Here is a 21,123-nt window from a genome sequence, read left to right as displayed (position 1 = left end):
ATTATTGCCGCTGCGAAGGCGCCTGTGGCCCACTGGTACGGACAGTTCACCGGGCTCCCGGCCGGTGTCCGAGAAGAGAAGTTCTTCATCGATCTTGACCCGAACGAGGAGAGGTAACCGATGGTCACCGGCTACGCAATAGAAGCACGGGGGCTGCGCAAGTCCTATGGCGACGTCGACGTGCTGGAGAGCGTCGACCTCAGCGTGGAGCGGGGCACGATGTTCGCGCTCCTGGGCCCCAACGGCGCCGGCAAGACCACGACCGTGCGGATCCTCAGCACGCTCCTGGAGGCCGACGGCGGCACGGTGACCGTCAACGGCCACGACCTCAAGGGCCCCAAGCGAAAGGTGCGCGAGCAGATCGGCCTGACCGGCCAGGACACCGCAGTCGACGAGCTGCTCACCGGGCGCGAGAACCTCGAGATGATGGCCCGGCTGTTCCACCTCTCGAATGCCGACGCGAAGGCGCGCGCCACGGAGCTGCTCGCGCAGTTCGACCTCGTGGACGCGTCGACGCGGCAGGTCAAGACGTACTCCGGTGGCATGCGCCGCCGGCTGGACCTCGCGATCAGCCTCATCACGTCGCCGCCGGTGCTGTTCCTCGACGAGCCGACCACCGGGCTCGACCCGCGCAGCCGCTCGGCGATGTGGGACGCGATCCGGCAGCTGCTCGACGGCGGCACCACGATCCTGCTCACCACCCAGTACCTCGAGGAAGCCGACCAGCTCGCCGATCGCATCGCCGTGATCGACAAGGGCCGCGTGGTCGCCGAGGGCACGGCGGCCGAGCTCAAGCGCCGGGTCGGCACCGAACGCCTCAAGCTCACCTTCGCCACCCCCGTGGAGGCTGAGCGCGCGCACACCGTCGTCGAGGGCGTGCTGCTCGACACGACGGTGAGCATCGCGATCGACAACCCCGCGCAGGTCCGGCGGGTGCTCAACCAGGTCGCGGACGCGGGCCTCGAGACCACCGATCTCGAGCTCTCGGAGCCGACCCTCGACGACGTCTTCCACACCCTGACCTCGACCGCGGGAGCGAAGTGAGATGACCCAGACCCTGTCCAGGGAGACGGAGGGGACGCAGATCCCCGCCACTCCCGCCCGCTCGGCGTTGTCGCTCGCGGTGTCCGACTACCGGGTGCTGATCGGGCGCAACCTCAAGCACGTCACCCGCAACCCGGAGATGCTGATCCAGGCCGTTTCGCTGCCGATCGTGCTGCTCCTGCTGTTCCGCTTCATGTTCGGCGGCGCGATCAACCTGCCCGGCATGAACTACATCGACTATCTGGTGCCGGGCCTGATCGTGATCAGCATTGGCTTCAACTCCACGTCCACTGTGGTCGGTGTGTCCGCCGACCTCACCAACGGCCTCGTGGAGCGCTTCCGCTCCATGCCGATGGCCGGCTCGGCCGTGCTGGTCGGCCACGTGGTCTCCGGCGTGCTGCGCAGCATGCTCTCGCTCGTGGTGATGGTGGCCGTCGGGCTCGCCATCGGCTTCCGCCCCGGCGGCGGCGTCCTCGGCTGGCTCGGCGCGGTCGGCCTGCTGGTGCTCTTCGCGGCCGGCGTGTTCTGGCTGGCCACCCTGCTCGGCTCGATCGCCAAGACGGTGGAAGGCGCGAGCGGCCTGGGCATGATCCTGGTCTTCGTCCCGTACGCCACCAGCGCCTTGGTGCCGACGGCGTCGATGCCGAGCGTGCTGCGCGTCATCGTCGACAACCAGCCGGTGACGGTCCTGATCGACGCCGTCCGCCACCTGATGAACGGCTCCGCGCTGGGCGCCACGGGCTGGCTCGCGCTGGCCTGGTGGGTCCCGATCACGGTGCTCGCGGCCGTGCTGACGGTGCGCAAGTTCCACCAGCGCGCGACGGTCTGAGTTTCGCTTCCCAGAGGGCGGCCCGCCTGGTGCGGGCCGCCCTTCCGTCGTGTGCAAGGTCGACTTTAGGTGGGTCGGGCACTCTGCGTTGAGCAGCCAAGACCAGTGCGTGAAGTGAGGTGGCATGATGCCGACCCGCATCGACGAGTTGCCGGCCGACGTCCTCGACGTGTGGCTCGCCCCGCTGGCGGACGACCCGGCCGGGGCCGTGGCCTTTCTTGCCGAGGTGACTGATCGGGTCGCCCGTCGGCGTGGTGGTGGGCAAGTGCTGGTCCTCGGTGGAGGGCCGGTGGCGGATGCGTTGGCCGGGGAGGGTTACGCGGTCACGGTGGGTTCGTTTTCGCATGGGCTGCCGGTGGGGTCGCGGTTCGACGCGGTTTACGTCGGTGGGGACGCGTTGTGCCGGTTCTCCGGGCAGCGGGGGCAGGTGCGTGCGGTGCGGTCGCTGGCGCGGTTGTTGCGGCCGGGCGGGGCGCTGGTGGTGCAGGGGAGGCAGCCTGATCCGGGGCGGTGGGCTGCGGATGTCTGGGTGGGTGAGGTGGATTGTGTTCGGCAGCGGGTGGTGTTGGGCGGGTCGGTTTTGCGGTACGTGTGGCCGGCTGAGTTGGATTTGATGGCTGAGCTGGCGGAGTTGGCGTTGGATTCGCGGTGGGGTGGGTGGTACGGGGAGCCGGTCGAGTGTGGCGGGCCGGTGGTGTCGGTGTATCGGAGTTGAGGGTGGTTTGTGTGGGGTGGCGTCGGTTCCGGCTCGGCGTGCTGCGCACACCATTGCCGGGTGTCGGGTGGGGCACCCCGATTTTTGATGGTGACGACGGTAGGGATCGGCTTGTCAAGGCGGGAAAGCGTGCCTTGACAAGCCGATCCCTACCGTGTGGGGGAAAAGCATCGGGGGGCCGGCCGGGGGAAGGGTGCGGGGAGGGGGTGGTGGGGTGGTGAGTTGGGTTGCCGGCCGGCGGTTGGTGAGGTGGATTGACGGGTGGCCCGGGTGGCTGGCTTGAGGAATCGTTGGATTCGAACGGCTTTTGGCTCGTCCCACAGCGCCGCACAGGTGGCCGTATGTCTGTCCGCGCCACGATCGCCACCGTCGCCCGGCGGAGGTACTTGCGGAGGCGGGTAGGTGGGGAAAGGCTTGGCACAGCAAGAAGGCCCGGCTACTGCAGCAAAGCAGTAGCCGGGCCTTCCGTTGACCGCCGAGTCACACTGCGTCCGACATTTCCCCCACGAGGATGCTCTGGTGAAGTTTGCGCAGGGACACGCCGGGCTCGATTCCCAGTTGCTGCACCAGGTTCTGCCGTGCCGAGGCGAAGGTTTCGAGGGCCTCGGCACGGCGGTTGGAGCGCAGCAGGGCGGTCATGAGGTACTCGTAGAAGGTCTCGCGCAGGGTGTGTTCCTTGGCCAGCGCCGAGAGTTGGCCCACGACTTCGCGGTGGCGGCCGATGAGCAGCTCGGTTTCCATGAGCAGTTCGAGGCACTCCAGGCGCGTCTCTTCCAGCAGGGTGGCGTACGCCTGCACGTCGGGCGAATCGGTGAAGCCGCCGAAGGCTGGGCCGCGCCAGAGGTCCGCGGCGTGGCGCAGGACGGTGGCCGCCTGGCCGTAGCTGCGGTCCCAGTGCAGGGCGCGGCCCTCCTGGTAGAGCCGGGTGAAGCGGTCGGCGTCGAGCTCGTCGATGCCGACGTGCAGGGAGTAGCCGCGCGGGCTGGTGACCACGGGACTGTCCTCGGCGTCGGCCGGGGTGCCGCGGAGGAGCTTGCGCAGCTGGGAGACGTAGACGTACAGCGCGGCGCTCGCGCGCGCCGGCGGGTTTTCGCCCCAGATCTCGCCGATGAGGTGCTCAGTGGTGACCACCTGGTTGCTCTTGGCCAGCAGCACGGCGAGCAGCGTCTCGATCTTGCGTGCCCGGGGTGCGCTGACACCGGGCCGGCCGCTGACTCTGATCTGCCCCAGAATTTCGTAGTTCATCTTGAACGCCCTCCGGTGTCCGCGTCGTCGGGGGGCCGGCATCGGCGGCGCCCCCAGCGCCCCTGCCTGCCGGACTTGCCTGGCCCCACGTGAGCAACTTACCAAACCGGGAGGTCGGTTTTCAAGACAAAACCGGGAGGTCGGTCTGTTTTGATCAAGAAAAAGGGCCTCGTTCCAGGTAGTAGCCCCGACTTGTGCCCGAGATCCTTGTAAACCGGGCGGTTGGTATCTTACTCTGGACGGGTCGGGACGGACGTGCCGGCCGGAGCGGATGGGGACGACGGTGACGAAGCAGGCGCGCGCGGAGCAGACCCGGCTCTTGTTGCTGGACGCCGCCGCCGAGCTGCTGCACCGCGACGGCTACGCGGCTACGAGCATGGTGGACATCGCGCGCCAGGCCGGCGTCACCAAGGGCGGCCTGTACTTCCACTTCTCCTCGAAGGACGAGGTCTGCGACGAGGTCCAAGGCGCCGCGGTGGCCGTGCTCCGGGAGCACGTGGACCGCGTCGACCGCCAGCGCGGCGCACCCGCCCTGCGCAGGCTCGCCGAGCTCAGCCGCGCGCTGATGCGCTGGCTCGGTACGGATCCCAAGGTCGGCGCCAGTTTCCGGCTCACCCGCGAGAGGGGTTCGAAGGACGCCCGCTACGTCGCGTTCACGCGCGCCTGGCTCGCCCAGGTGCGGCGCTACATCGCCGAGGCGCACGGTGCGGGCGAGCTCAGCGCGGAGGTGCTGCCCGACATGGCGACACTGCTGGTGGTCGTGACCTGCGTCGGGCTCGAGTCGGTGGTCGCGAGCGGCACGATCCCGGCCGACACCGACCTCTCGCGCACGCTTTCCGAGCTCTGGCGCGTGATCGAGCTGGCCGAGCCGGTGCCGAGCACCGCGCGATGAGCCAGGTCAGGCGGGCTGCTCTTCGAGGACCCCGGCCGGGTTGAACTTGTGCAGCCGGCGCGGCGGCACGATCGAGGGCAGCAGCGTCGCCCACATGAACGTGACGCGCTCGCGCAGGTCGGTCCGGTCCGTGAGGACCTGGGAGCTCAGCTGGATCCCCGTGAACGACCCGACGGCGTACTGCGCGAGATCGTGGGTGTTGATCTCCTTGCGCACGTCACCCGAGGCCTTCGCGGCGAGCAGGCACCCGTGGACGAGGTCGATCCACTGCTTGTAGGCGTTGGCGGCCGGCGTGACGAACGAACCCTGCTCGATGACGAGCCGGATGCTGGCGCGCACGAAGACGTCGTTCTGCAACCCGGTGGCAAGGGTGTGGCACCAGTCGATCACTGTCTGCAGCCCCGGGTTCGTCAGCGCCGGCGACGAGTCCGCCACCGCAAACTGCTCCTGCATCAGCGCTTCGGCGAGATCTTCCTTCGATTTGAAGTGGAAGTACAGCGCACCCTTGGTCACGCCGGCCTCGGCCAGGATGTCGGACAGGCTCGCCCCGAGGAATCCGACCGCGTCGAACCGCGACGCCGCGGCGGCGAGGATGGTCTTACGGGTCTGCTCCGCGCGTTCCTGGCGAGCCACGCCTAACTCCTTCGTGCACAAGGGGATGAGGTCCGTCGTGGACCGGTGCAAGCGCTCAGTGTACCGGTCGGCGGGCCGAAGAGCCAGCGAAAAAAACCGGTAGGTAGGTATGGTTTTGGCTCTCGGATTCCGCTAGAAATTGAACGGGGGAGCACTGGGGAAACTGGGGAATTTCTTTCTGGGAGGTCCGACATGGTCGGCACACTGCTAGCGGAGACATTAGGAAGATCATCCACTGAAACGATCGATGAAACTCCGGCGAAGAGACCGATTGACTTCCAGCAGACGATCCCGCGCAGCCTCGTGCACCGCGCGGCTGTCTCGGAAGTCTTCGTCACCGATCTGAACATCCTGGGGCCGGGACGCTTCGAGCTCGGCGCCCAGTGGCCGCGGCGCCACGGCTTCTTCGGCCCGCGCACACCGGCTTCACACGACCCGTTGCTGTACACCGAAACCTGCCGGCAGGCCGCGATGCTCCTCGCCCACCGGGCGTACGGGGTGCCGCTCGGCTACAACTTCCTCTCCGACCACAAGGCGTACGACGTCGACGAGGCGGGGCTGGCCACCGACTCCCGTCCGGTGAACGTGGTGTTGCAGGTCAGCGCGCACGACGTGCAGTACCGCGGCAAGAACGTCGGCGGCATGCGGTACGAGTTCGACGTGTTCCGCGACGGCACGCACGTCGGCACGGCTTCGGAGCGCTGGCGGTGCGTGTCGTCGGCGGTCTACCGGCGGCTGCGCGGCGACCACTTCGCGGCGACGCCGTTCCAGGTCACGGTGCTGCCGACCGTCGAGCCGGCCGAGGTCGGGCGCAACCACGCGCAGGACGTGCTGGTGGCGGCCACTTCGGAGGCGGGCGTCTGGGTGCTGCAGTTCGACCCGGACCACGCGGTGCTGTTCGACCACACGGTGGACCACGTGCCGGGCATGGTCATGGTCGAGGCCGCGCGGCAGGCCGCGTTGCTCACGGTCGGCGACCCGCACGCGCTGCCGCTGCGGGCGGAGATCGAGTTCGACGCCTACGTGGAGTTCGAGGCCGAATGCCGGGTCGTGGCCACGGAACTGGCCCCGGCCGAGGACGACTGCCGCCTGGTGCGCGTGGAGTTCCGGCAGTACGGCAAGACCGCGGTGACGACCACGCTGGCGATGCGTCTGTCATGACTGCCGGCCTGGGGGCGGTCAGTACGACAGACATCCTGGTCACCGGCGCCACCGGCTTCATCGGCTCGGCCGTGGTGCGGGAGCTCGTCGCGAGCGGGTGCGGCCCGCGCGTGCGGGTCCTCGTGCGGCGGCCGCTGCCGGATCGGACGGCGGAGTGGCTGGCGGACGCGGGCGTGCGGTCCGTGCCGGGTGACCTCACCGACCCGGCGAGCCTGGCCGGGTCGTGCGCGGGCGTCACCACGCTCGTGCACCTCGCGGCGCAGGTCGGTGGGGACGAACAGCGGTGCGCCACCGTCAACGAGGACGGCACCCGCGCGCTGCTCGCGGAGGCGGCGCGCGCCGGCACCACGCGGGTGCTGCATCTGAGCACCTGCGCGGTCTACCGCGACGGCGACCACCGCGGTGCGTCGGAGTCCGCACTGGTCACCGCTCCGGCGTCGGCCACGAGCCGCAGCCGGCTCGCGGCCGAACGGCTCGTGCGCGCGGCCGGTGGGGTGGTCCTGCGGCCGCACCTGGTCTACGGCGTCGGCGACCGGCACGTGGCCCCCGCGCTGGTGCGGTGGCTGCGCGCCGTCCCGGCGTGGGCGGCGGGCGGCGACGCGCGGACGTCGGTGGTCTCGGTCACGGATCTCGCGGCGGTCGTCGTCGCGCTGATCCACCGGCCGGGCTCGCCGGGGGAGGTCTTCCACGTGGCCGACCCGCGGCCTGTGCGCCTGCGGCGCCTGGTGACAGCCGTGTGCGACCTTTTCGGTGAGCCGGTGCCCGCGGCCGATCTGCCGCTCGGCGAGCACCGGGAGCGGACGCGGGAAGCCTTGCCGTGGCTCAGTGATCACCAGTATTCCCTGCTCACGAGGGACCACTGGTACGAGAGCAGCCGCGTCTGGGCTCACACGGGCGTGCCGACCGGGCCCGGCCTCGTCGCGCGGCTGGCCGAGGCGGCGGAGTACTACCGGGAAACGCTCTTCGGCCGCGTCGGCGGAATATGACACGATTCGAAGATCGAATAATGCGGAAAGTGCCCGCTTGAATTCGCACAGCAATTTCGATCATGACGGCCACCCGGAATGAACCGGGTGGCCGTCGCTTTTCCTCGTGGCCGGTGATCGTCGAAGATGGCGGCATGTCACGACGTGAGCTCGTGGTGCTCGGGTCGGCGAGCCAGACGCCGACCCGGCACCGCAACCACAACGGGTACCTCCTGCGTTTCGACACCGACGGCGTGCTGTTCGACCCGGGGGAGGGCACGCAGCGGCAGATGACCCACGCCGGCGTGGCCGCCGCGGAGCTCACGCGCATCTGCATCACCCACTTCCACGGCGACCACAGCCTCGGCCTCTCCGCCGTGCTGCAGCGGCTGTCGCTCGACGCCGTGCCGCGGCCCGTGCGCTGCCACTACCCGGCCTCCGGCCAGGCGTTTTTCGAGCGCCTGCGCTACTCCACCGTCTACCACGAGCGCGCCGAGGTCGTCCCGCGGCCGGTGCTCGCCGACGGCTGGACCGACGGCCCGATGTCCGCCCACGCCCTCGACCACCGCATCGACTGTTTCGGCTACCGCTACACCGAACCCGACGGCCTTCGCATGCTCCCCGACCGCCTGGCCGCGGCCGGCGTCCGAGGTCCGGACATCAGCCGGCTGCGGCGGGAGGGTTCGCTGGAGGTCGACGGCCGCACCGTTCACCTCGCCGACGTCAGCGAGCCGAAACCCGGCCAGGTCGTCGCGTTCGTGATGGACACCCGCCCGTGCGCGGGAGCCCTGGACTGCGCGCGCGACGCCGACCTGCTGGTCGCCGAGTCGACCTTCCGCGACGCCGACGCCGACATCGCCGCCCGCTACGGCCACCTCACCAGTACCGACGCCGGCCGCCTCGCCGCCGAGGCGGGCGTGCGCAAGCTCGTGCTGACCCACTTCTCACAGCGCTACCCCTACGCGGAGGCCGACGCGTTCGGCGAGGAGGCGGCGGAGGTGTTCGACGGGGAGATCCACGTGGCGCGCGACTTCGACGTGATCCCGCTGCCCCGCCGGCGCTGACGGCTCACCGGCCGTGACCTGGGCCGTCGGCGTGTCGGTGCCCGGGGTGGGCGGGGCGCGCCGGCGGTCGTGCCAGACTTCCGGGCGATGTACACGCCGTCCGATCTCGCCGATCTGCTCGAGTGCGAGCACCGGAGCGTCCTCACGCAGGCACTGGCGGCGGGGCTGCCCGGTGCGCCGAGGCCCGGTTCGGGACCTGATCAGCTGGCGGTGAAGCACGGGCGCGCGCACGAGGAGGCGACGCTCGGGCGTTTGCGGGCCGAGCGCAAGGTCGTGGAGATCGAGGAGCGCGATCCGGTCGTCGCGGCGAAGGCGACGGAGGAGGCGCTGCGCGCGGGCGCGCCCGTGGTCTACCAGGCCGTGTTCCACGACGACGAGTTCACCGGCCGCGCCGATTTCCTGCTGCGCGACGACGAAGGCCGCTACGAGGTCTACGACACCAAGCTCGCGCGGCACGCCAAGCCGTCCGCGGTGGTCCAGCTGACCGCGTACGCCGACGCGTTGCGCCGCGCCGGGTGGTCCGCTGGTCCGGACATGCACCTGCTGCTGGGCGACGGCACCACCCGCACACTGCGCGTCGACGACTTCCTCCCGCTGCTCGACCGCTTGCGCTCGCGGCTGCGCGACCGCCCGGCCCGGCTGCCGCTGCAGCTGTGGGCCGACGAGCGGCCGGCGTGCGGAGCCTGCGGCTTCGCGCAGCACTGCTCGACGGCGCGCGAGGCCGACCGCGACCTGTCACTCGTTGCGGGCATGCGCGGTGACCAGCGGCGCAAGCTCGTGACGGCCGGCCTCGCCACGATCGACAAGCTCGCCGCCGCCGGGCCCGACGACCGCCCGCGCGACATGTCGGCGACCACCTACACCACTTTGCGTGCGCAGGCCGCGATCCAGGTGCGCCAGGACGAGACGGGCGAGCTCGCCTACGAGGTGATCGACCCCGCCGCGCTCGCCGAGCTGCCGCCGCCGAGCCCGGGCGACGTCTTCTTCGACATGGAAGGCGACCCGTACGCGCTGGCGGGCACCGGGCTCGAGTACCTCTTCGGCGCGGTGACGGACGACGCCGACGGTCAGCGGTTCACCCCGTTCTGGGCCCACTCGCGGACGCAGGAGAAGCGCGCGTTCGAGGAGTTCGTGGACTTCGCCACCGCGCGGCTGGCCGAGCACCCCGGCGCGCACGTCTACCACTACGCGCCGTATGAGGTCACCGCCATCAAGCGGCTCGCCGCCGTGCACGGCACCCGTGAGGAAGAGGTGGACGAGCTGCTGCGGGGCGGCGCGCTCGTCGACCTGTACGCGGTGGTGCGCAAGGCGTTGCGGGTCGGGCAGCGGTCGTACTCGATCAAGTACCTCGAGCCGCTCTACATGCCCGCCGCGCGCGAGGGCGACGTGAAGACGGCCGCGTCGAGCATCGAGGCGTACGAGGATTACCTCACGCTCACGGCGGCCGGCGAGCCGGAGCGGGCCGGCGAAGTGCTGCGCGGCATCGGTGAGTACAACGAGTACGACTGCGTGTCCACCCTGCGGCTGCTGGAGTTCCTGCACCGGGTGCGCGCGGACGAGGGCATCGAGCTCGTCGTGCCGGAGCCGGAGTCCGATGTGGACGCCCTGCTGCGGGAGACCGAGGAAGACGTCGCGGCGCAACGGCGGGCGGAGCGCGCGGCGGCGATGGCGGCGCTCGTCGATCCCCTGCTCGAAGGCCTGGCCGACGACCCGGCCGAGTTCACGCCCGACGATCACGCCCGTGCACTGCTGGCCGCGTCCGTCGGGTACCACCGGCGCGAGACGAACCCGGCGTGGTGGGAGTTCTTCCGCCAGTTGGCCGCGCCGCTCGGCGACCTGGAGATCGACACGACGTGCGCGGTGCCCGTTTCGGTGTCGGCCGGCGAGTGGGTGCCGCCGTCCGGCCGGCTGCGCACGGCGAAGCGGACGCTCGTCGTGGCCTGCGACCCGGACCGGCCGCACCCGTTCGCGCCGGGTGACGACGTGCGCCTGCGGTACGGCGCCGAAGCGCGCGACGCGAAGGTGGTGGCTTCCTCGGCCGTCGAGCTGACGCTGGAGGAGAGCAGCGCGCCCGACGCGACGTCGAACGACCGCCCGGCCGCGGTGCTGCCCGGCAGCCCGGTGCGGCCGTCGCCCAAGGACGAGGCCGTCGCGGACCTCGCGCGGCTCGTCGGCGAAACCCTGCCTGCGTTGCCGAAGCACCCCGGTGTGGACCTGCTGCGCCGCACGGCGCCGCGGCTGCGGAACGGCGGCCCGTTGCCTGCCGCGGGCGAGGATCTGGTCGCGACGGTGATCGAGGCCGTCGACGCGCTCGACGGCTCCGTGTTGGCCGTGCAGGGCCCGCCGGGCGCGGGGAAGACGTACCTGGCGGGCAAGCTGATCGCGCACCTCGTGCGTTCGGGCCGGACGGTCGGGGTCACGTCCAACAGCCACAAGGCCGTGGAGAACGTGCTTTCGGCCGCGCTCGGCAACGATCCTTCGCTCGCGTGCGCCAAGCGCGCGAAGCGGACGCCGGATCCCGCTGCGCCCTGGGAGCAGCCGAAGAACAACAACGCGCTGGTGCGCTGGCGCGAGGAACACGACACCGGGCACCTCGTGGGCGGCACGGCGTGGACGTTCGCCAACGCGGCCGTGCGCGCGGAGCCGTTCGACGTGCTGGTGATCGACGAGGCCGGTCAGTTCGCCCTGGCCGACGCGCTGGCCGTGTCGACGTGCGCGAAGAACGTGGTGCTGCTGGGTGATCCGCAGCAGCTGCCGCAGGTGGTGCAGGGCACGCACCCGGCGGGCGCGGAGGCGGCGGCGCTGGGGCACCTGATCGGCGACGCCGACATCATGCCGGCGCACCTGGGCTACTTCCTCGACCAGACGCGGCGCATGCACCCGGCGGTGTGCGCGCCGGTGTCGCGGCTGTCGTACGCCGGGTTGCTGCACTCGCACCCGTCGGCGGCGCGGTCGGTCGACGGGGTCGCCTCGGGGCTGTACCTGGCGTCGGTGGAGCACCGCGGGAACACGACGCGTTCGGTGGAGGAGGCGGCCGAGGTCGTCTCGGTGATCTCGGCGCTGCACGGGCGCACGTGGGAGGGCCGGCCACTGACGGAGGCCGACTTCCTCGTGGTGGCGCCCTACAACCTGCAGGCCCGCGTGGTCACGCGCGCGCTGGCCGAAGCCGGCTTCGGCGACGTGCGCGTGGGCACGGTCGACCGGTTCCAGGGCCAGGAGGCGCCGGTGGTGGTGACGACGATGACCTCGTCCTCGGCCGTCGACCTCCCGCGCGGGCTCGACTTCCTGCTCTCGCGCAACCGGCTGAACGTCGCCCTGTCGCGGGCGCAGTCGGTGGCGGTGCTGGTGTGTTCGCCGCACCTGCTGGAGGCCGACATCCGCACGGTCGAGCAGATGCGGCTGGTGTCCGGGATGCTCGGGCTGCTGCAGGACGCGCTGCCCTGGCCCGGCTCCGGATAAGGGCGTGCCCCCGGTCCCGTCGCTGCGGAGGGGGAGTTCGCGCGGGCCGGGAGCGGGGGCACTGGTTCCCGCCTCGGGCGCCGCGCCGATGGGGGGATCGGTGGGTGCGGGCGGGAGCTTTCTCTTTGCGGGCTCAAGCCGGTACGGGGGGTCGCCTCTCGGCGAGTGGCGCGACCCGGCGTCTTGCGACGGCCCGGGAAGGCAGTGGGTGAGGCCCGGGGACACCCGCCGTACCGACATCTTGTACAACGCCTGCGCGGGGCCGGTGTTCCGGATTTCCCTTGTGACGCAGGTCGCTCAGGTGATTTTCATGATCCATTGTGGACGCTTGGATGCCCCCGCTCCCGCCGCGGCAGTGGGTCCGGCGGCAGGAGCAGGAGCACATGAGCCCACCCCGCGCTGCCTCGGGGCAAACCGCGGCGCTGCGGGGTGGGGTGGTCTGAGGGGTCGGGGCCGATGCGGGGGTCGCTTCTCGGCGAGTGGCGCGACCCGGCGTCTCGCTCCGGTCCGGGAAGGCAGTGGGTGGAGCCCGGGGACCCCTCCGTACCGGCAGTGGATGTAACCGGGGTGGCTTCGGGGGTATTCCCGATGATCCACAGTGGAGGGTGGGGCGTGCTCCCGCTCCCGGCTCCGCCGGCCGGGGGCCCGGCGGGCGAGAGCAGGAGCACTGGCGCCCGTCCCGTGCCGCGTTGGGGGAGCGCAGGGCAGCGGGGCGGGTGGTCTTGTGCCGGCACGGGGGTCGCCTCTCGGCGAGTGACGCGACCCGGGGCCGGCGAACCGGCTGTCCGGGAAGGTGAAGTGTGGAGCCCGGGGACCCCTCCGTACCGACAGTCTGTACAACGCACGCGGCCTGCGAATGTTCCACGGCCCGCGAGTGACGTGGATCGCGACCGTTCGGGTGACGGCTTCGCCCGTGCGTCGCCACTTCGCGTGGGCGGTGTCGGTCAGCGACGTGGGGAAGTCGCCGCGGTAGAGGGGGAATGAGCGCCGGCGGAACTTCGCCAGGCGGTGCGCCGGATGATTCCGGCCGGCGACGGTCGCCGGGCTGCCACGCCGCTCGGAACCTTCGCCGCGCGGCGGGTCCGCGTGGTCGCCGGCCGCGGGCGGCTTCGACGCGCGTGGTCCGGACCGCGACCGGCGGGTGGCTCACCTTGCGGCAGAAGGCCGGTGACCGCGTGTCGCAAGCGCGTTCCTCCCGGGGCGCGGTGGGTGCTGTTTGTGTGGCCCCCTGGGCGCGGAAGGGGGACTACCAGGGGGCCTGGCCCGCCGCCCGGTCGGGGGAATGTCGAGGCTGAGCGGGTTGTCGGTGACACTAGCGGTAGAAGTCGATCTAGGATCAGTCCACGAAACGGTGAATCGTTCAGGGTGATCACTTACTCCTGGTGATCATCTCTGGTGGGACGGTTTCCGGCCCCTTCGGAAGCGCCGAACCACGGCGTGCGGACTTCGCCCAGCCCGGCCGGACCGGCGGGCGAGTCGAGCGGGGCGGCCCCCGTGGGGACTCAGGGCTTCCTGACCGCGCGAAGTTCCGGACGGTCCTCGAGGAACAGCGAGGCGAGGGCTGACGGGCCGTCCTCGGAGGTCCGGGGAAGTCCGCGGCCGACGGTGTCGGCCAGGAGGTGGTCCGAACCGGTCGCCGGGTAGCGGAGGTCGGTGCCTGCTTGGCGAATCGCTGTTCCGACCGCGTTTCGGCCTCGGTGACCTGCACGGCCCGCCCTCCATCTCGCACGGCTCTCGGCAATCAGGGCGCGGCCGGACTGGTGGTCGTGACGAACATGTTCGTCACGACCTTGTTCGTAACGAACATGTTCGTTATCGTGAAGGCATGACCGCACCACGAAGCCGCCGGGAACGTCCGGCCAAGCCGGCCCTCACGCGCGCCGGGATCATCTCCGCCGCGCTCGCGATCCTGCGTGCCGAAGGCCTGCCGCGGCTGACGATGCGCCGGCTCGCGCAGGAGCTCGACACCGGTGCGGCGTCGCTGTACGTCTACGTGCGCAACACCGTGGAGCTCCACGCCGCGGTGCTCGACGAGCTGCTCGGCGAGGTCGAGCCTGCCCCGTCGGGCGGGACGTGGGCCGAGCGGCTCGAAGCCGTGCTCGGTTCGTACACGGCGGTGTTGTTCCGCTATCCCGGGCTGGCGCAGTCGGCGCTCGTGGCGCGCCCCCGCGGGGACAACTACCTGCGGCTGGTCGACACGCTGCTGGGGTTGCTCGCCGAGGGCGAGGTGCCGCGTTCGCAAGCGGCGTGGGGCGTCGACCTGCTGTTGCAGACCGCCACGGCGACCGCGGCGGAACACGCCGACGAGCGCCCCGAAGACGGCGAGGAGTGGCAGGCCCTCGCGGCCGTCCTCCGTGACGCGTCGCCACGGAAGTACCCGCACCTGGCCGCGGCCGGTACCGAGTTGCTGTCCGGGGAGCCCGGTGAGCGGTTTTCCTGGGCGTTTCGCGCGCTGATCGCCGGAATCGCCCGCACCCCGAGAACTTGAAGGAGAAGACCATGAAGATCACCGTCATCGGAGCCGGCCTCGGCGGGCTGACGCTCGCGTCCGTGCTCCGCCGCAACGGCATCGAGGCCACCGTGCTGGACCTCGACGCGTCGGCATCGGCCCGCGCCCAGGGCGGGATGCTGGACATCCACGAGGAAACGGGCCAGGCCGCGTTGCGCGCGGCCGGGCTGTACGAGGAGTTCCTGCCGCTGATCCACCGCGGCGGGGAGGCCCTGCGCGTGCTGGACCGCCACGCGGTGGTGCGACTGTCCGAAGAGGACGATGGTCAGCGTGCCCGCCCGGAGGTCGAGCGCGGTGCGTTGCGCGACCTGCTGCTCTCGTCGCTGCCCGAGGGCACCGTCCGCTGGGGTGCCAAGGTGGCTTCGGCCCGTCCGCTGGGCGATGGCCGGCACGAGGTGACGCTGGCCGACGGCTCGACGCTGGAGACGGACGTGCTCGTCGGGGCCGACGGGGCCTGGTCGCGGATCCGGCCGCTCGTCTCGGCCGAGGTGCCCGCCTACACCGGGATTTCCTTCGTGGAGCTGGATCTGCTGGACGTCGCCACCCGGCATCCCGAAAGCGCGGCGCTCATCGGCGGGGGCACGTTCTTCGCGCTCGGGCCGGCGCGGGGCATCCTGGCGCACCGCGAGCCGGACGGCAGCGTGCACCTGTACCTCGCCCTGCAGGTGCCCGAAGGCTCGGTCGATCCGGGCGACACGGCGGCGCTCGCGCGCGAGTTCGCCGGCTGGGCGCCGCAGCTGCGGGCGTTGATTGCGTCGGCGGACAGCGAGCCGGTGTCACGGCCGATCCACGCGCTGCCGGTGGGCCACGAATGGGAGCGCGTGCCCGGGGTGACCTTGATCGGCGACGCGGCGCACCTGATGTCGCCGTTCGCCGGGGAAGGCGCGAACCTGGCGATGATCGACGGTGCCGAGCTGGCCTTGGCCGTCGTCGAGTCCGGTGCGGACGTCGAGGCCGCTCTTGCCCGGTACGAGAAGGCGATGTTCCCGCGCAGCGCGGAGGCCGCGCGGGGCTCGGCGGAGAACCTGGTGACGATGTTCGCCGCGGACGCGCCCGACGGTCTGCTCGCGGTGTTCGGAGGACACCGAAATTCCGTCGACCGCCGCGGTGAAGATCGTTACGCTCTGGGCTCGTCCGACCCGGGGGGATGATCTGGCGTGCGGAGCCGTGGTGGGGCGGTGCTGCTGGCGGCCCTGGTGGTCGACTCGACGGGCAACGGGTTGTTCCAGCCGCTGTCGGTGCTGTTCTTCGCGAAGCTGACCACGGTGCCATTGGCGCTGATCGGCGTGCTGCTCAGCGCGGCGAACGCGCTGACGCTGCCGGTGCCGCTGATCGCCGGGCGGCTGGCCGACCGGATCGGTCCGTGGGTGCTGGTGGTCGCCGCGCAGGGTGCGCAGGGGATCGGGTTTCTGCTGTTCACGTGCGTCACCGGGCCCGCCGGGATCTTCCTCACCGCCGCGCTCGTGGCGGTCGGGGTGCGGTTCTTCTGGTCGTCGGTGTTCACGGCGGTGGCGGATTTCGTCGACGGCAGCGAGAAACCGCGGAGCAAGGACGTCTGGTTCGCGTGGATGAACGTGACCCGCACGGCCGGGCTGGCCGTCGGCGGCCTGATCACCGGTGTCGTGGTCACGATCGGCACCCCGGCCGCGTATCGCGCGATCGCGTACGGCTCGGCGGCGTGCTTTCTCAGCGCGGGCGTGGCGATCGCGGTGCGCGTGCGGGTGCCGCGGCGCGCCGAAGGCGACGCCGGCGGGTACCGCGGGATGCTGCGGGCGCGGCCGTTCCTGGCTTTCACCGGGCTGAACGCGGTGTTCGCGTTGACGAGCATGATGCTGGCGCTCGGGTTGCCGGTGTTCGTGACCGTGGGGCTGCACGGCCCGCCGTGGCTGGCGCCCGCGCTGCTGGTGGGCAACACCGTGCTGCTCACGGTCCTCACCGCGCCGGCGGTGCGGCTGGTGTCGCCGCTGCGCAGGACGCGAGTGCTGATGGCCTCGGCGGTGCTGTGGGCGGCGTGGTGCCTGGCGTTCGCGCTGCTGGTGCCGGGACGGCTCGGGTGGGTGGTACCGGTGCTGCTCGGCGCGACGTTCCTGTTCACCGCGGCCGAGACCGTCCACGGTCCGGTGTCGCAGTCGCTGGCCACGGAGCTGTCGCCGCCCGGCGCGCGAGGGCGTTACCTGGCGGTGTTCCAGTACTCGTTCACGGTCGCGAGCCTGGTGGCGCCGGCGTTCTTCACCACGCTGTTCGAGGTCGGGTACTGGCTGCCCTGGCTGGTCCTGGGCGTGGTGAACGTGTTCGCGGCGCTGGCCATACGGTTGCTGGAGCGGGTGATCCCCGTCGCCGCTACTACTTAAGGATTACGCGAGACGAGCCGTCGAGCCGATTCGGGCCGGCGGCGCGCGCTCTCATACTGGACCCATCGCGTCCGATGTGGACCGACGAGAAACCAGGGAGAGGACCGATGACCATCCCCACCGCGCTGGCCGCCGCCGCTCAGGACGGCCCGCACGCCGCGAACATCGCCGTCGCCGTCGGGATCATCGCGGTGATCCTGATCCCGGTGGTGTTCTTCCTCGCCGCGCTCTTCAGCGTGCTCGGAAGCCCGCTGGGCGGCGGGATGAAGCTGGTGTGGGTCGTGTTCGCGTTCTGCGCGCCGTTCCTCGGACCGCTGCTGTGGTTCCTGGTGGGGCGGCGCAGCGCCGAGGCCGGGGCGTACCGCTGAGTCTGTTGTGGACTGAAGCGGCGGACGGGTTTCCGGACCCGTCCGCCGCTTTCGTCAGCTCACCTGCAGGTCGACGCAGGAGTAGAACGCGTTGGCGGTGTCGGCGATGTTCCAGATGGCCAGCACGGTCTGGTGGCCCGTGCGGTTGCCCAGGTTCACCGAGTGCGACACGGTGGCCGGCGGCACCTGGTTGTTGCCGCTGAAGCTCGCGATGCGCGTGGTGCCGATGTAGTACTCGTAGGTGCTGGTCTTGTGCCGTGCGGTGAACGTCCAGTTGAACGTGACCGTGCGGCCGGTCGCGGTGGCGCGCCAGGGCTTGTTGTTGTCGTTGAGCTCGGCGAAGCGCGCGACGCCGCCGTTGCAGGTGCGCTGGCCCTTCGCACCTTCCACGCTCTGCGGTTCCCACTTGATGTCGCCGCAGGACACGATGTTCTGCGCGCATTGCGCCTGCCGGCTCGCCGGCGCGTTGACGTAGCCGTGGGCGCTGGCCGTGCCCACGGGGCCGACCAGCACGATCACGGGGGCGATCGCCGCACCGGCGAGGGCGGCCACGAGCTTGCGGTTCGTTTTCATACCGGGCTCCTTCGACAGCGGTGCCCGCTCCCACGGATGGCCTTGGACGGGCGCGATCGAGCCGCCGCGTGGGAAGTGCGCGGGCGGGAAGAGGGGGAATGTGGTCTAGACCATAATGAGAACCGGGCGTTTCGGTCAAGAGGTAGCAAACTTCTGGAGTAGTCGGACGACCTTCGCCGGGCTAGTGCATACTGTATGCAGTTTGGTAGCCTGAGTGCGTCCGACCGCTCGTTTCGTCGAACACGGAGGCTCTCGCCGCGATGTACACCGTCACCGACCCGGCCACGGGTGAACTGATCGAGCAGATCGAGAACGCCACCGACGACCAGGTGCGCGACGCGATCGCCCGCGTCCACCGCGGCTACCTGTCCTGGCGGGAACGGCCGGTCGCCGAGCGCGCCGAGATCGTCGCGCGCGCGGGCGAGCTGTTCGCCGAACGGTCCGACGAACTCGCCGCCATCATGACCCTCGAGATGGGCAAGCGCATCAACGAGGGCCGCGGCGAGGTGGGCATCGTCGTGGACATCTTCTCCTACTACGCCGAACACGGCCCGTCCCTCATCGCCGACGAGCCGCTGAAAATTCGCGGCGGCGACGCCGTCATCCGGAAAGAGCCCATCGGCGCTCTGCTCGGCGTGATGCCGTGGAACTTCCCCATGTACCAGGTCGCGCGGTTCGTCGCGCCGAACCTGGTGCTGGGCAACACCATCCTGCTCAAGCACGCGTCCATCTGCCCGCGCTCGGCCGTCGCGATCGAGCAGGTCCTGCGCGACGCCGGCGTGCCGGAGGACGCGTACGTCAACGTGTTCGCCTCGTCGCGCCAGGTCCCGTCGATCCTCGCGGACCCGCGCATCGTCGGGGTTTCGCTGACGGGCAGCGAACAGGCCGGCATCTCGGTGGCCGCCGAGGCGGGACGGAACCTGAAGCGCTGCGTCCTCGAACTGGGCGGCTCGGACCCACTGATCGTCCTGGACACGGACGACCTGGACGAGACGGTGAACGCCGTGGCCACGGCCCGCATGCGCAACTGCGGCCAGTCCTGCAACGCGCCCAAGCGCATCATCGTGGTGGGGGCGCTGTACGACGCGTTCGTGGAGAAGCTGACCGCGCGCGTGGCCTCGTTCTACCTCCCCGGCGACCCTTCGGACCCTTCGACGAAGCTCCCGCCCCTGGCCTCGGTCTCCGCCGCCGACGAGGTCTTCGACCAGGTGTCGACGGCCGTTCGCCAGGGCGCCGTCCTGCGCACGGGCGGACACCGCGTGGAGGGCCCGGGCGCGTACCTGGAGGCCACCGTTCTGACCGACGTGACCCCCGACATGGACGCCTACCGCGACGAGATCTTCGGGCCGGTGTTCCTGCTCTTCCCGGCTTCTTCCGACGACGAGGCCATCTCCATCGCCAACGACTCGCCGTTCGGCCTGGGCGCCAGCGTCTTCGGCACCGACCCGGCCCGCATGCGCGCGGTCGCGAACCGGATCGAGTCGGGAATGGTGTACTTCAACAAATCGGGCGGCTCGCAGGCGGATCTGCCCTTCGGCGGCATCAAGCGCTCGGGGATGGGCCGGGAGCTCGGGCCGTTGGGGATTGAGGAGTTCATGAACAAGAAATCGATCCGGTTGTGAGCTGCCGGGTTGTGATCCTCGGCCCGGTCAGGCCGTCGTCAAGCCGCCGCGGATTCGTCCGTGGCGGCTTGGTCGGCGGTGTGTGCTTGCTGGTTTTTCTGGTGTGGGTGCTCGGGTGATCGAGTCCGCTGACGAGCTCGTTCGGCTGTGGTTGATCCCGGATCCGGAGCGGCCGGACCTTCAGGAAGCAGAGGTGCGGCTTCCTGAAGGCCACCAGTCCGACATACGGCAGGCCCGGCGAGCGCTCCACGAGCTCAGCTGTTTCACCCAGGCACCCGACGAGTGCTACTCCGACCTGAAGTGACGTCGATCCGCACTGGGCGGGGATCGGGGCGACGAGGCGAGCCGTCGAGACCCGAGGAGCGGCAACCGTTCACGTGCTGATCAACCGAAAACCGACGTCCAGGGAGTCCAGCGCCAGCAGGTCGGCATGCCGCCGCTGCCAGGTGCCGGAAGCCAAGTCGGCGCGTAAGGAAGTGATGGCGCGGGCCACGGCGGCGGGTGGGGTTTGCGCGAGGGCCGAGCAGGAACGGCGGACGCGTTCGTCCAGGTACGCGGCGGGGCGGCGCCAGTGGGCGGGGTAGACGCCGTCCTGGAAGTCCCACGGAACGGGCAGCACCTCGACCGCGGAGGCGCCCAGTTCGGTGGCGATGTCGGTGGCGGAGGGGCGGGAGCGTTCCAGCGAAGCGACTTCCGGGAGGTACTCGCGCGTAAGCCAGAAGTCGGCGTGGAGCGACGTGTCGTAGGCCAGGACGACTTGGCGCGAGGCGACGCGGCGGAGTTCGGTGAGGCCGCGGCGCCAGTCGGGCCAGTGGTGGACCGTGAGGACGGCCAAGGCGACGTCGGCGGAGGCTGAGCGCAAAGGCAGGTGTTCGGCGACGGCTCGCACCGCAGGAGCCGCCGCGGGAGGGCGCTGAGCGAGCATGCGGCGGGAAGGCTCGATGGCCGCCACGGTCGCGGGTGGTTCGTAGGAACCCGTGCCGGCGCCGATGTTGACGACCGAAACCGCGGGGCCGACCGCCGCGAGGATGCGGGCCATCCACCGAGGGTCCGTGCGGCGGCCGAGGGAGTAGTCCTTGCCGATGCTGTCGTAGACGGTCATGAGCGCAGCAGAGAACCCAGCCAGCCCGCGAAAACCGCCTGCGTCTCGGCCAGCACGGCAGCCTGATCCGAAGCCGAAGCGATCATCCGCGCCGCCTCCATCACCGCGCTCAGGATGAGCTGCGCCAAAGTCCCGATGGGCAGGTCCACGATCAAGCCCGCCGCGTGGGCCTGAGTGAGCGCCGAGACCAGCAACCCCAACCCGTACTCGCCCTCGATCTCGCGCCAGACGTCCCAGCCCAGCACCGCCGGGGCGTCCGTCAGGGAGATGCGCTGGACCTCCGGGCGAAGACAGGCCTCCAGGAACGTCCCCAGCGCCGTCGTCATCCCCACCAGAGGATCGGCGGCCGAAGCCATCACCGCCGACACCTCCGCCGTCAGCTCGCGTTCCAGTTCTTCCACCACCGCGCGGAACAGGCCCAGCTTGTCGCCGAAGTGGTGGTAGAGCGCGCCGCGCGTGACGCCGGCCGTGCGGGTGATCTCTTCGGCCGGTACGTCGTGGTAGCCGCGCGTGCCGATGAGCTCGCGGGCGGCGCTGACGAGGGCCGCGCGCGTGCTGTCGGAACGTTCCTGCTGAGTGCGTCTCACCCGG

The 21,123-nt window shown here is 70.8% G+C and carries 18 protein-coding genes; 13 read left to right on the top strand and 5 right to left on the bottom strand.

From position 1 onward, the window contains the following. Window positions 1–120 precede the first annotated feature (120 nt). The 3 genes from AB0K15_RS35805 to AB0K15_RS35795 all read left to right on the top strand — a co-directional run bounded on the left by AB0K15_RS35805 (window position 121) and on the right by AB0K15_RS35795 (window position 2,588). Window positions 121–1,044, top strand: coding sequence for an ATP-binding cassette domain-containing protein (locus AB0K15_RS35805; RefSeq protein WP_364060885.1), 924 nt, complete (start codon window positions 121–123; stop codon window positions 1,042–1,044). Window position 1,045: 1 nt separating this feature from the next. Next, entirely contained in the window at window positions 1,046–1,873 is an 828-nt protein-coding gene (locus AB0K15_RS35800; RefSeq protein WP_364060883.1) for an ABC transporter permease, read from the top strand. A 127-nt stretch (window positions 1,874–2,000) separates the two neighbouring features. Further along, window positions 2,001–2,588 carry a hypothetical protein gene (locus AB0K15_RS35795; protein WP_364060880.1) on the top strand — a complete coding sequence of 196 codons (588 nt, stop codon included), beginning with the start codon at window positions 2,001–2,003 and terminating at the stop codon, window positions 2,586–2,588. Window positions 2,589–3,068: 480 nt separating this feature from the next. Here AB0K15_RS35795 and AB0K15_RS35790 read toward each other — a convergent pair whose 3' ends face one another. Beyond that, window positions 3,069–3,833, bottom strand: coding sequence for an AfsR/SARP family transcriptional regulator (locus AB0K15_RS35790; protein WP_364060877.1), 765 nt, complete (start codon window positions 3,831–3,833; stop codon window positions 3,069–3,071). A gap of 283 nt (window positions 3,834–4,116) precedes the next feature. Between AB0K15_RS35790 and AB0K15_RS35785 the strand changes: the two genes are divergently transcribed. Beyond that, on the top strand, window positions 4,117–4,725 hold the full coding sequence (locus AB0K15_RS35785) for a ScbR family autoregulator-binding transcription factor (protein ID WP_364060874.1): 609 nt from the start codon (window positions 4,117–4,119) through the stop codon (window positions 4,723–4,725). A gap of 6 nt (window positions 4,726–4,731) precedes the next feature. On the opposite strand, the gene AB0K15_RS35780 is transcribed toward AB0K15_RS35785, so the two are convergent. Further along, a complete protein-coding gene (locus AB0K15_RS35780; protein WP_364060871.1) occupies window positions 4,732–5,358 on the bottom strand; it encodes a ScbR family autoregulator-binding transcription factor in 627 nt (208 codons plus the stop codon). A gap of 192 nt (window positions 5,359–5,550) precedes the next feature. Between AB0K15_RS35780 and AB0K15_RS35775 the strand changes: the two genes are divergently transcribed. The 8 genes from AB0K15_RS35775 (at window position 5,551) to AB0K15_RS35740 (ending at window position 17,235) form a co-directional block, all read left to right on the top strand. Then, entirely contained in the window at window positions 5,551–6,519 is a 969-nt protein-coding gene (locus tag AB0K15_RS35775) for a ScbA/BarX family gamma-butyrolactone biosynthesis protein (RefSeq protein WP_364060868.1), read from the top strand. Further along, window positions 6,516–7,505, top strand: coding sequence for an NAD-dependent epimerase/dehydratase family protein (locus tag AB0K15_RS35770; RefSeq protein ID WP_364060865.1), 990 nt, complete (start codon window positions 6,516–6,518; stop codon window positions 7,503–7,505). Before AB0K15_RS35775 ends, AB0K15_RS35770 begins: the two co-directional genes overlap by 4 nt. A 134-nt stretch (window positions 7,506–7,639) precedes the next feature. Next, window positions 7,640–8,548, top strand: a complete 909-nt coding sequence (locus AB0K15_RS35765; RefSeq protein WP_364060862.1) for a ribonuclease Z — start codon at window positions 7,640–7,642, stop codon at window positions 8,546–8,548. Between the two features lie 87 nt (window positions 8,549–8,635). Then, window positions 8,636–12,007: a TM0106 family RecB-like putative nuclease gene (locus AB0K15_RS35760; RefSeq protein WP_364060859.1), complete on the top strand. Its 3,372-nt coding sequence runs from the start codon at window positions 8,636–8,638 to the stop codon at window positions 12,005–12,007. 1,825 nt (window positions 12,008–13,832) lie between these two features. Beyond that, window positions 13,833–14,495 (top strand): TetR/AcrR family transcriptional regulator C-terminal domain-containing protein, encoded by a 663-nt coding sequence (locus AB0K15_RS35755; RefSeq protein ID WP_364060856.1) that lies wholly within the window; start codon window positions 13,833–13,835, stop codon window positions 14,493–14,495. An 11-nt stretch (window positions 14,496–14,506) separates the two neighbouring features. Continuing rightward, a complete protein-coding gene (locus AB0K15_RS35750; RefSeq protein ID WP_364060853.1) occupies window positions 14,507–15,667 on the top strand; it encodes an NAD(P)/FAD-dependent oxidoreductase in 1,161 nt (386 codons plus the stop codon). Between the two features lie 6 nt (window positions 15,668–15,673). Next, window positions 15,674–16,867, top strand: a complete 1,194-nt coding sequence (locus tag AB0K15_RS35745) for an MFS transporter (protein WP_364060850.1) — start codon at window positions 15,674–15,676, stop codon at window positions 16,865–16,867. 107 nt (window positions 16,868–16,974) lie between these two features. Then, on the top strand, window positions 16,975–17,235 hold the full coding sequence (locus tag AB0K15_RS35740) for a PLD nuclease N-terminal domain-containing protein (protein WP_364060847.1): 261 nt from the start codon (window positions 16,975–16,977) through the stop codon (window positions 17,233–17,235). A gap of 54 nt (window positions 17,236–17,289) precedes the next feature. On the opposite strand, the gene AB0K15_RS35735 is transcribed toward AB0K15_RS35740, so the two are convergent. Next, window positions 17,290–17,808, bottom strand: a complete 519-nt coding sequence (locus AB0K15_RS35735; RefSeq protein ID WP_364060844.1) for a lytic polysaccharide monooxygenase auxiliary activity family 9 protein — start codon at window positions 17,806–17,808, stop codon at window positions 17,290–17,292. Between the two features lie 260 nt (window positions 17,809–18,068). Here AB0K15_RS35735 and AB0K15_RS35730 point away from each other — a divergent pair, with 260 nt between their 5' ends. Then, on the top strand, window positions 18,069–19,430 hold the full coding sequence (locus AB0K15_RS35730) for an NAD-dependent succinate-semialdehyde dehydrogenase (protein WP_364060841.1): 1,362 nt from the start codon (window positions 18,069–18,071) through the stop codon (window positions 19,428–19,430). Between the two features lie 373 nt (window positions 19,431–19,803). Here the strand turns inward: AB0K15_RS35730 and AB0K15_RS35725 are convergent, their stop codons facing one another. Next, window positions 19,804–20,532, bottom strand: a complete 729-nt coding sequence (locus AB0K15_RS35725) for a class I SAM-dependent methyltransferase (protein ID WP_364060838.1) — start codon at window positions 20,530–20,532, stop codon at window positions 19,804–19,806. Beyond that, a complete protein-coding gene (locus tag AB0K15_RS35720) occupies window positions 20,529–21,119 on the bottom strand; it encodes a TetR/AcrR family transcriptional regulator (protein WP_364060835.1) in 591 nt (196 codons plus the stop codon). The genes AB0K15_RS35725 and AB0K15_RS35720 overlap by 4 nt, the downstream gene beginning before the upstream one ends. Window positions 21,120–21,123: the final 4 nt, after the last annotated feature.

It is taken from the genome of Amycolatopsis sp. NPDC049253 (genome assembly GCF_040678995.1).
Classification (GTDB): Bacteria; Actinomycetota; Actinomycetes; order Mycobacteriales; family Pseudonocardiaceae; genus Amycolatopsis.
The sequence above is the reverse complement of the archived record's forward strand: the minus strand, read 5'-3'. Positions and strand labels throughout refer to the sequence as shown.

What these genes read in the sequence shown, in the direction of transcription:
- AB0K15_RS35805 (WP_364060885.1), top strand. Translation starts at nt 121, where the DNA reads ATGGTCACCGGCTACGCAATAGAAGCACGGGGGCTGCGCAAGTCCTAT.
- AB0K15_RS35800 (WP_364060883.1), top strand. Translation starts at nt 1,046, where the DNA reads ATGACCCAGACCCTGTCCAGGGAGACGGAGGGGACGCAGATCCCCGCC.
- AB0K15_RS35795 (WP_364060880.1), top strand. Translation starts at nt 2,001, where the DNA reads ATGCCGACCCGCATCGACGAGTTGCCGGCCGACGTCCTCGACGTGTGG.
- AB0K15_RS35790 (WP_364060877.1), bottom strand. Translation starts at nt 3,833, where the DNA reads ATGAACTACGAAATTCTGGGGCAGATCAGAGTCAGCGGCCGGCCCGGT.
- AB0K15_RS35775 (WP_364060868.1), top strand. Translation starts at nt 5,551, where the DNA reads ATGGTCGGCACACTGCTAGCGGAGACATTAGGAAGATCATCCACTGAA.
- AB0K15_RS35770 (WP_364060865.1), top strand. Translation starts at nt 6,516, where the DNA reads ATGACTGCCGGCCTGGGGGCGGTCAGTACGACAGACATCCTGGTCACC.
- AB0K15_RS35765 (WP_364060862.1), top strand. Translation starts at nt 7,640, where the DNA reads ATGTCACGACGTGAGCTCGTGGTGCTCGGGTCGGCGAGCCAGACGCCG.
- AB0K15_RS35760 (WP_364060859.1), top strand. Translation starts at nt 8,636, where the DNA reads ATGTACACGCCGTCCGATCTCGCCGATCTGCTCGAGTGCGAGCACCGG.
- AB0K15_RS35755 (WP_364060856.1), top strand. Translation starts at nt 13,833, where the DNA reads ATGACCGCACCACGAAGCCGCCGGGAACGTCCGGCCAAGCCGGCCCTC.
- AB0K15_RS35750 (WP_364060853.1), top strand. Translation starts at nt 14,507, where the DNA reads ATGAAGATCACCGTCATCGGAGCCGGCCTCGGCGGGCTGACGCTCGCG.
- AB0K15_RS35740 (WP_364060847.1), top strand. Translation starts at nt 16,975, where the DNA reads ATGACCATCCCCACCGCGCTGGCCGCCGCCGCTCAGGACGGCCCGCAC.
- AB0K15_RS35735 (WP_364060844.1), bottom strand. Translation starts at nt 17,808, where the DNA reads ATGAAAACGAACCGCAAGCTCGTGGCCGCCCTCGCCGGTGCGGCGATC.
- AB0K15_RS35730 (WP_364060841.1), top strand. Translation starts at nt 18,069, where the DNA reads ATGTACACCGTCACCGACCCGGCCACGGGTGAACTGATCGAGCAGATC.
- AB0K15_RS35725 (WP_364060838.1), bottom strand. Translation starts at nt 20,532, where the DNA reads ATGACCGTCTACGACAGCATCGGCAAGGACTACTCCCTCGGCCGCCGC.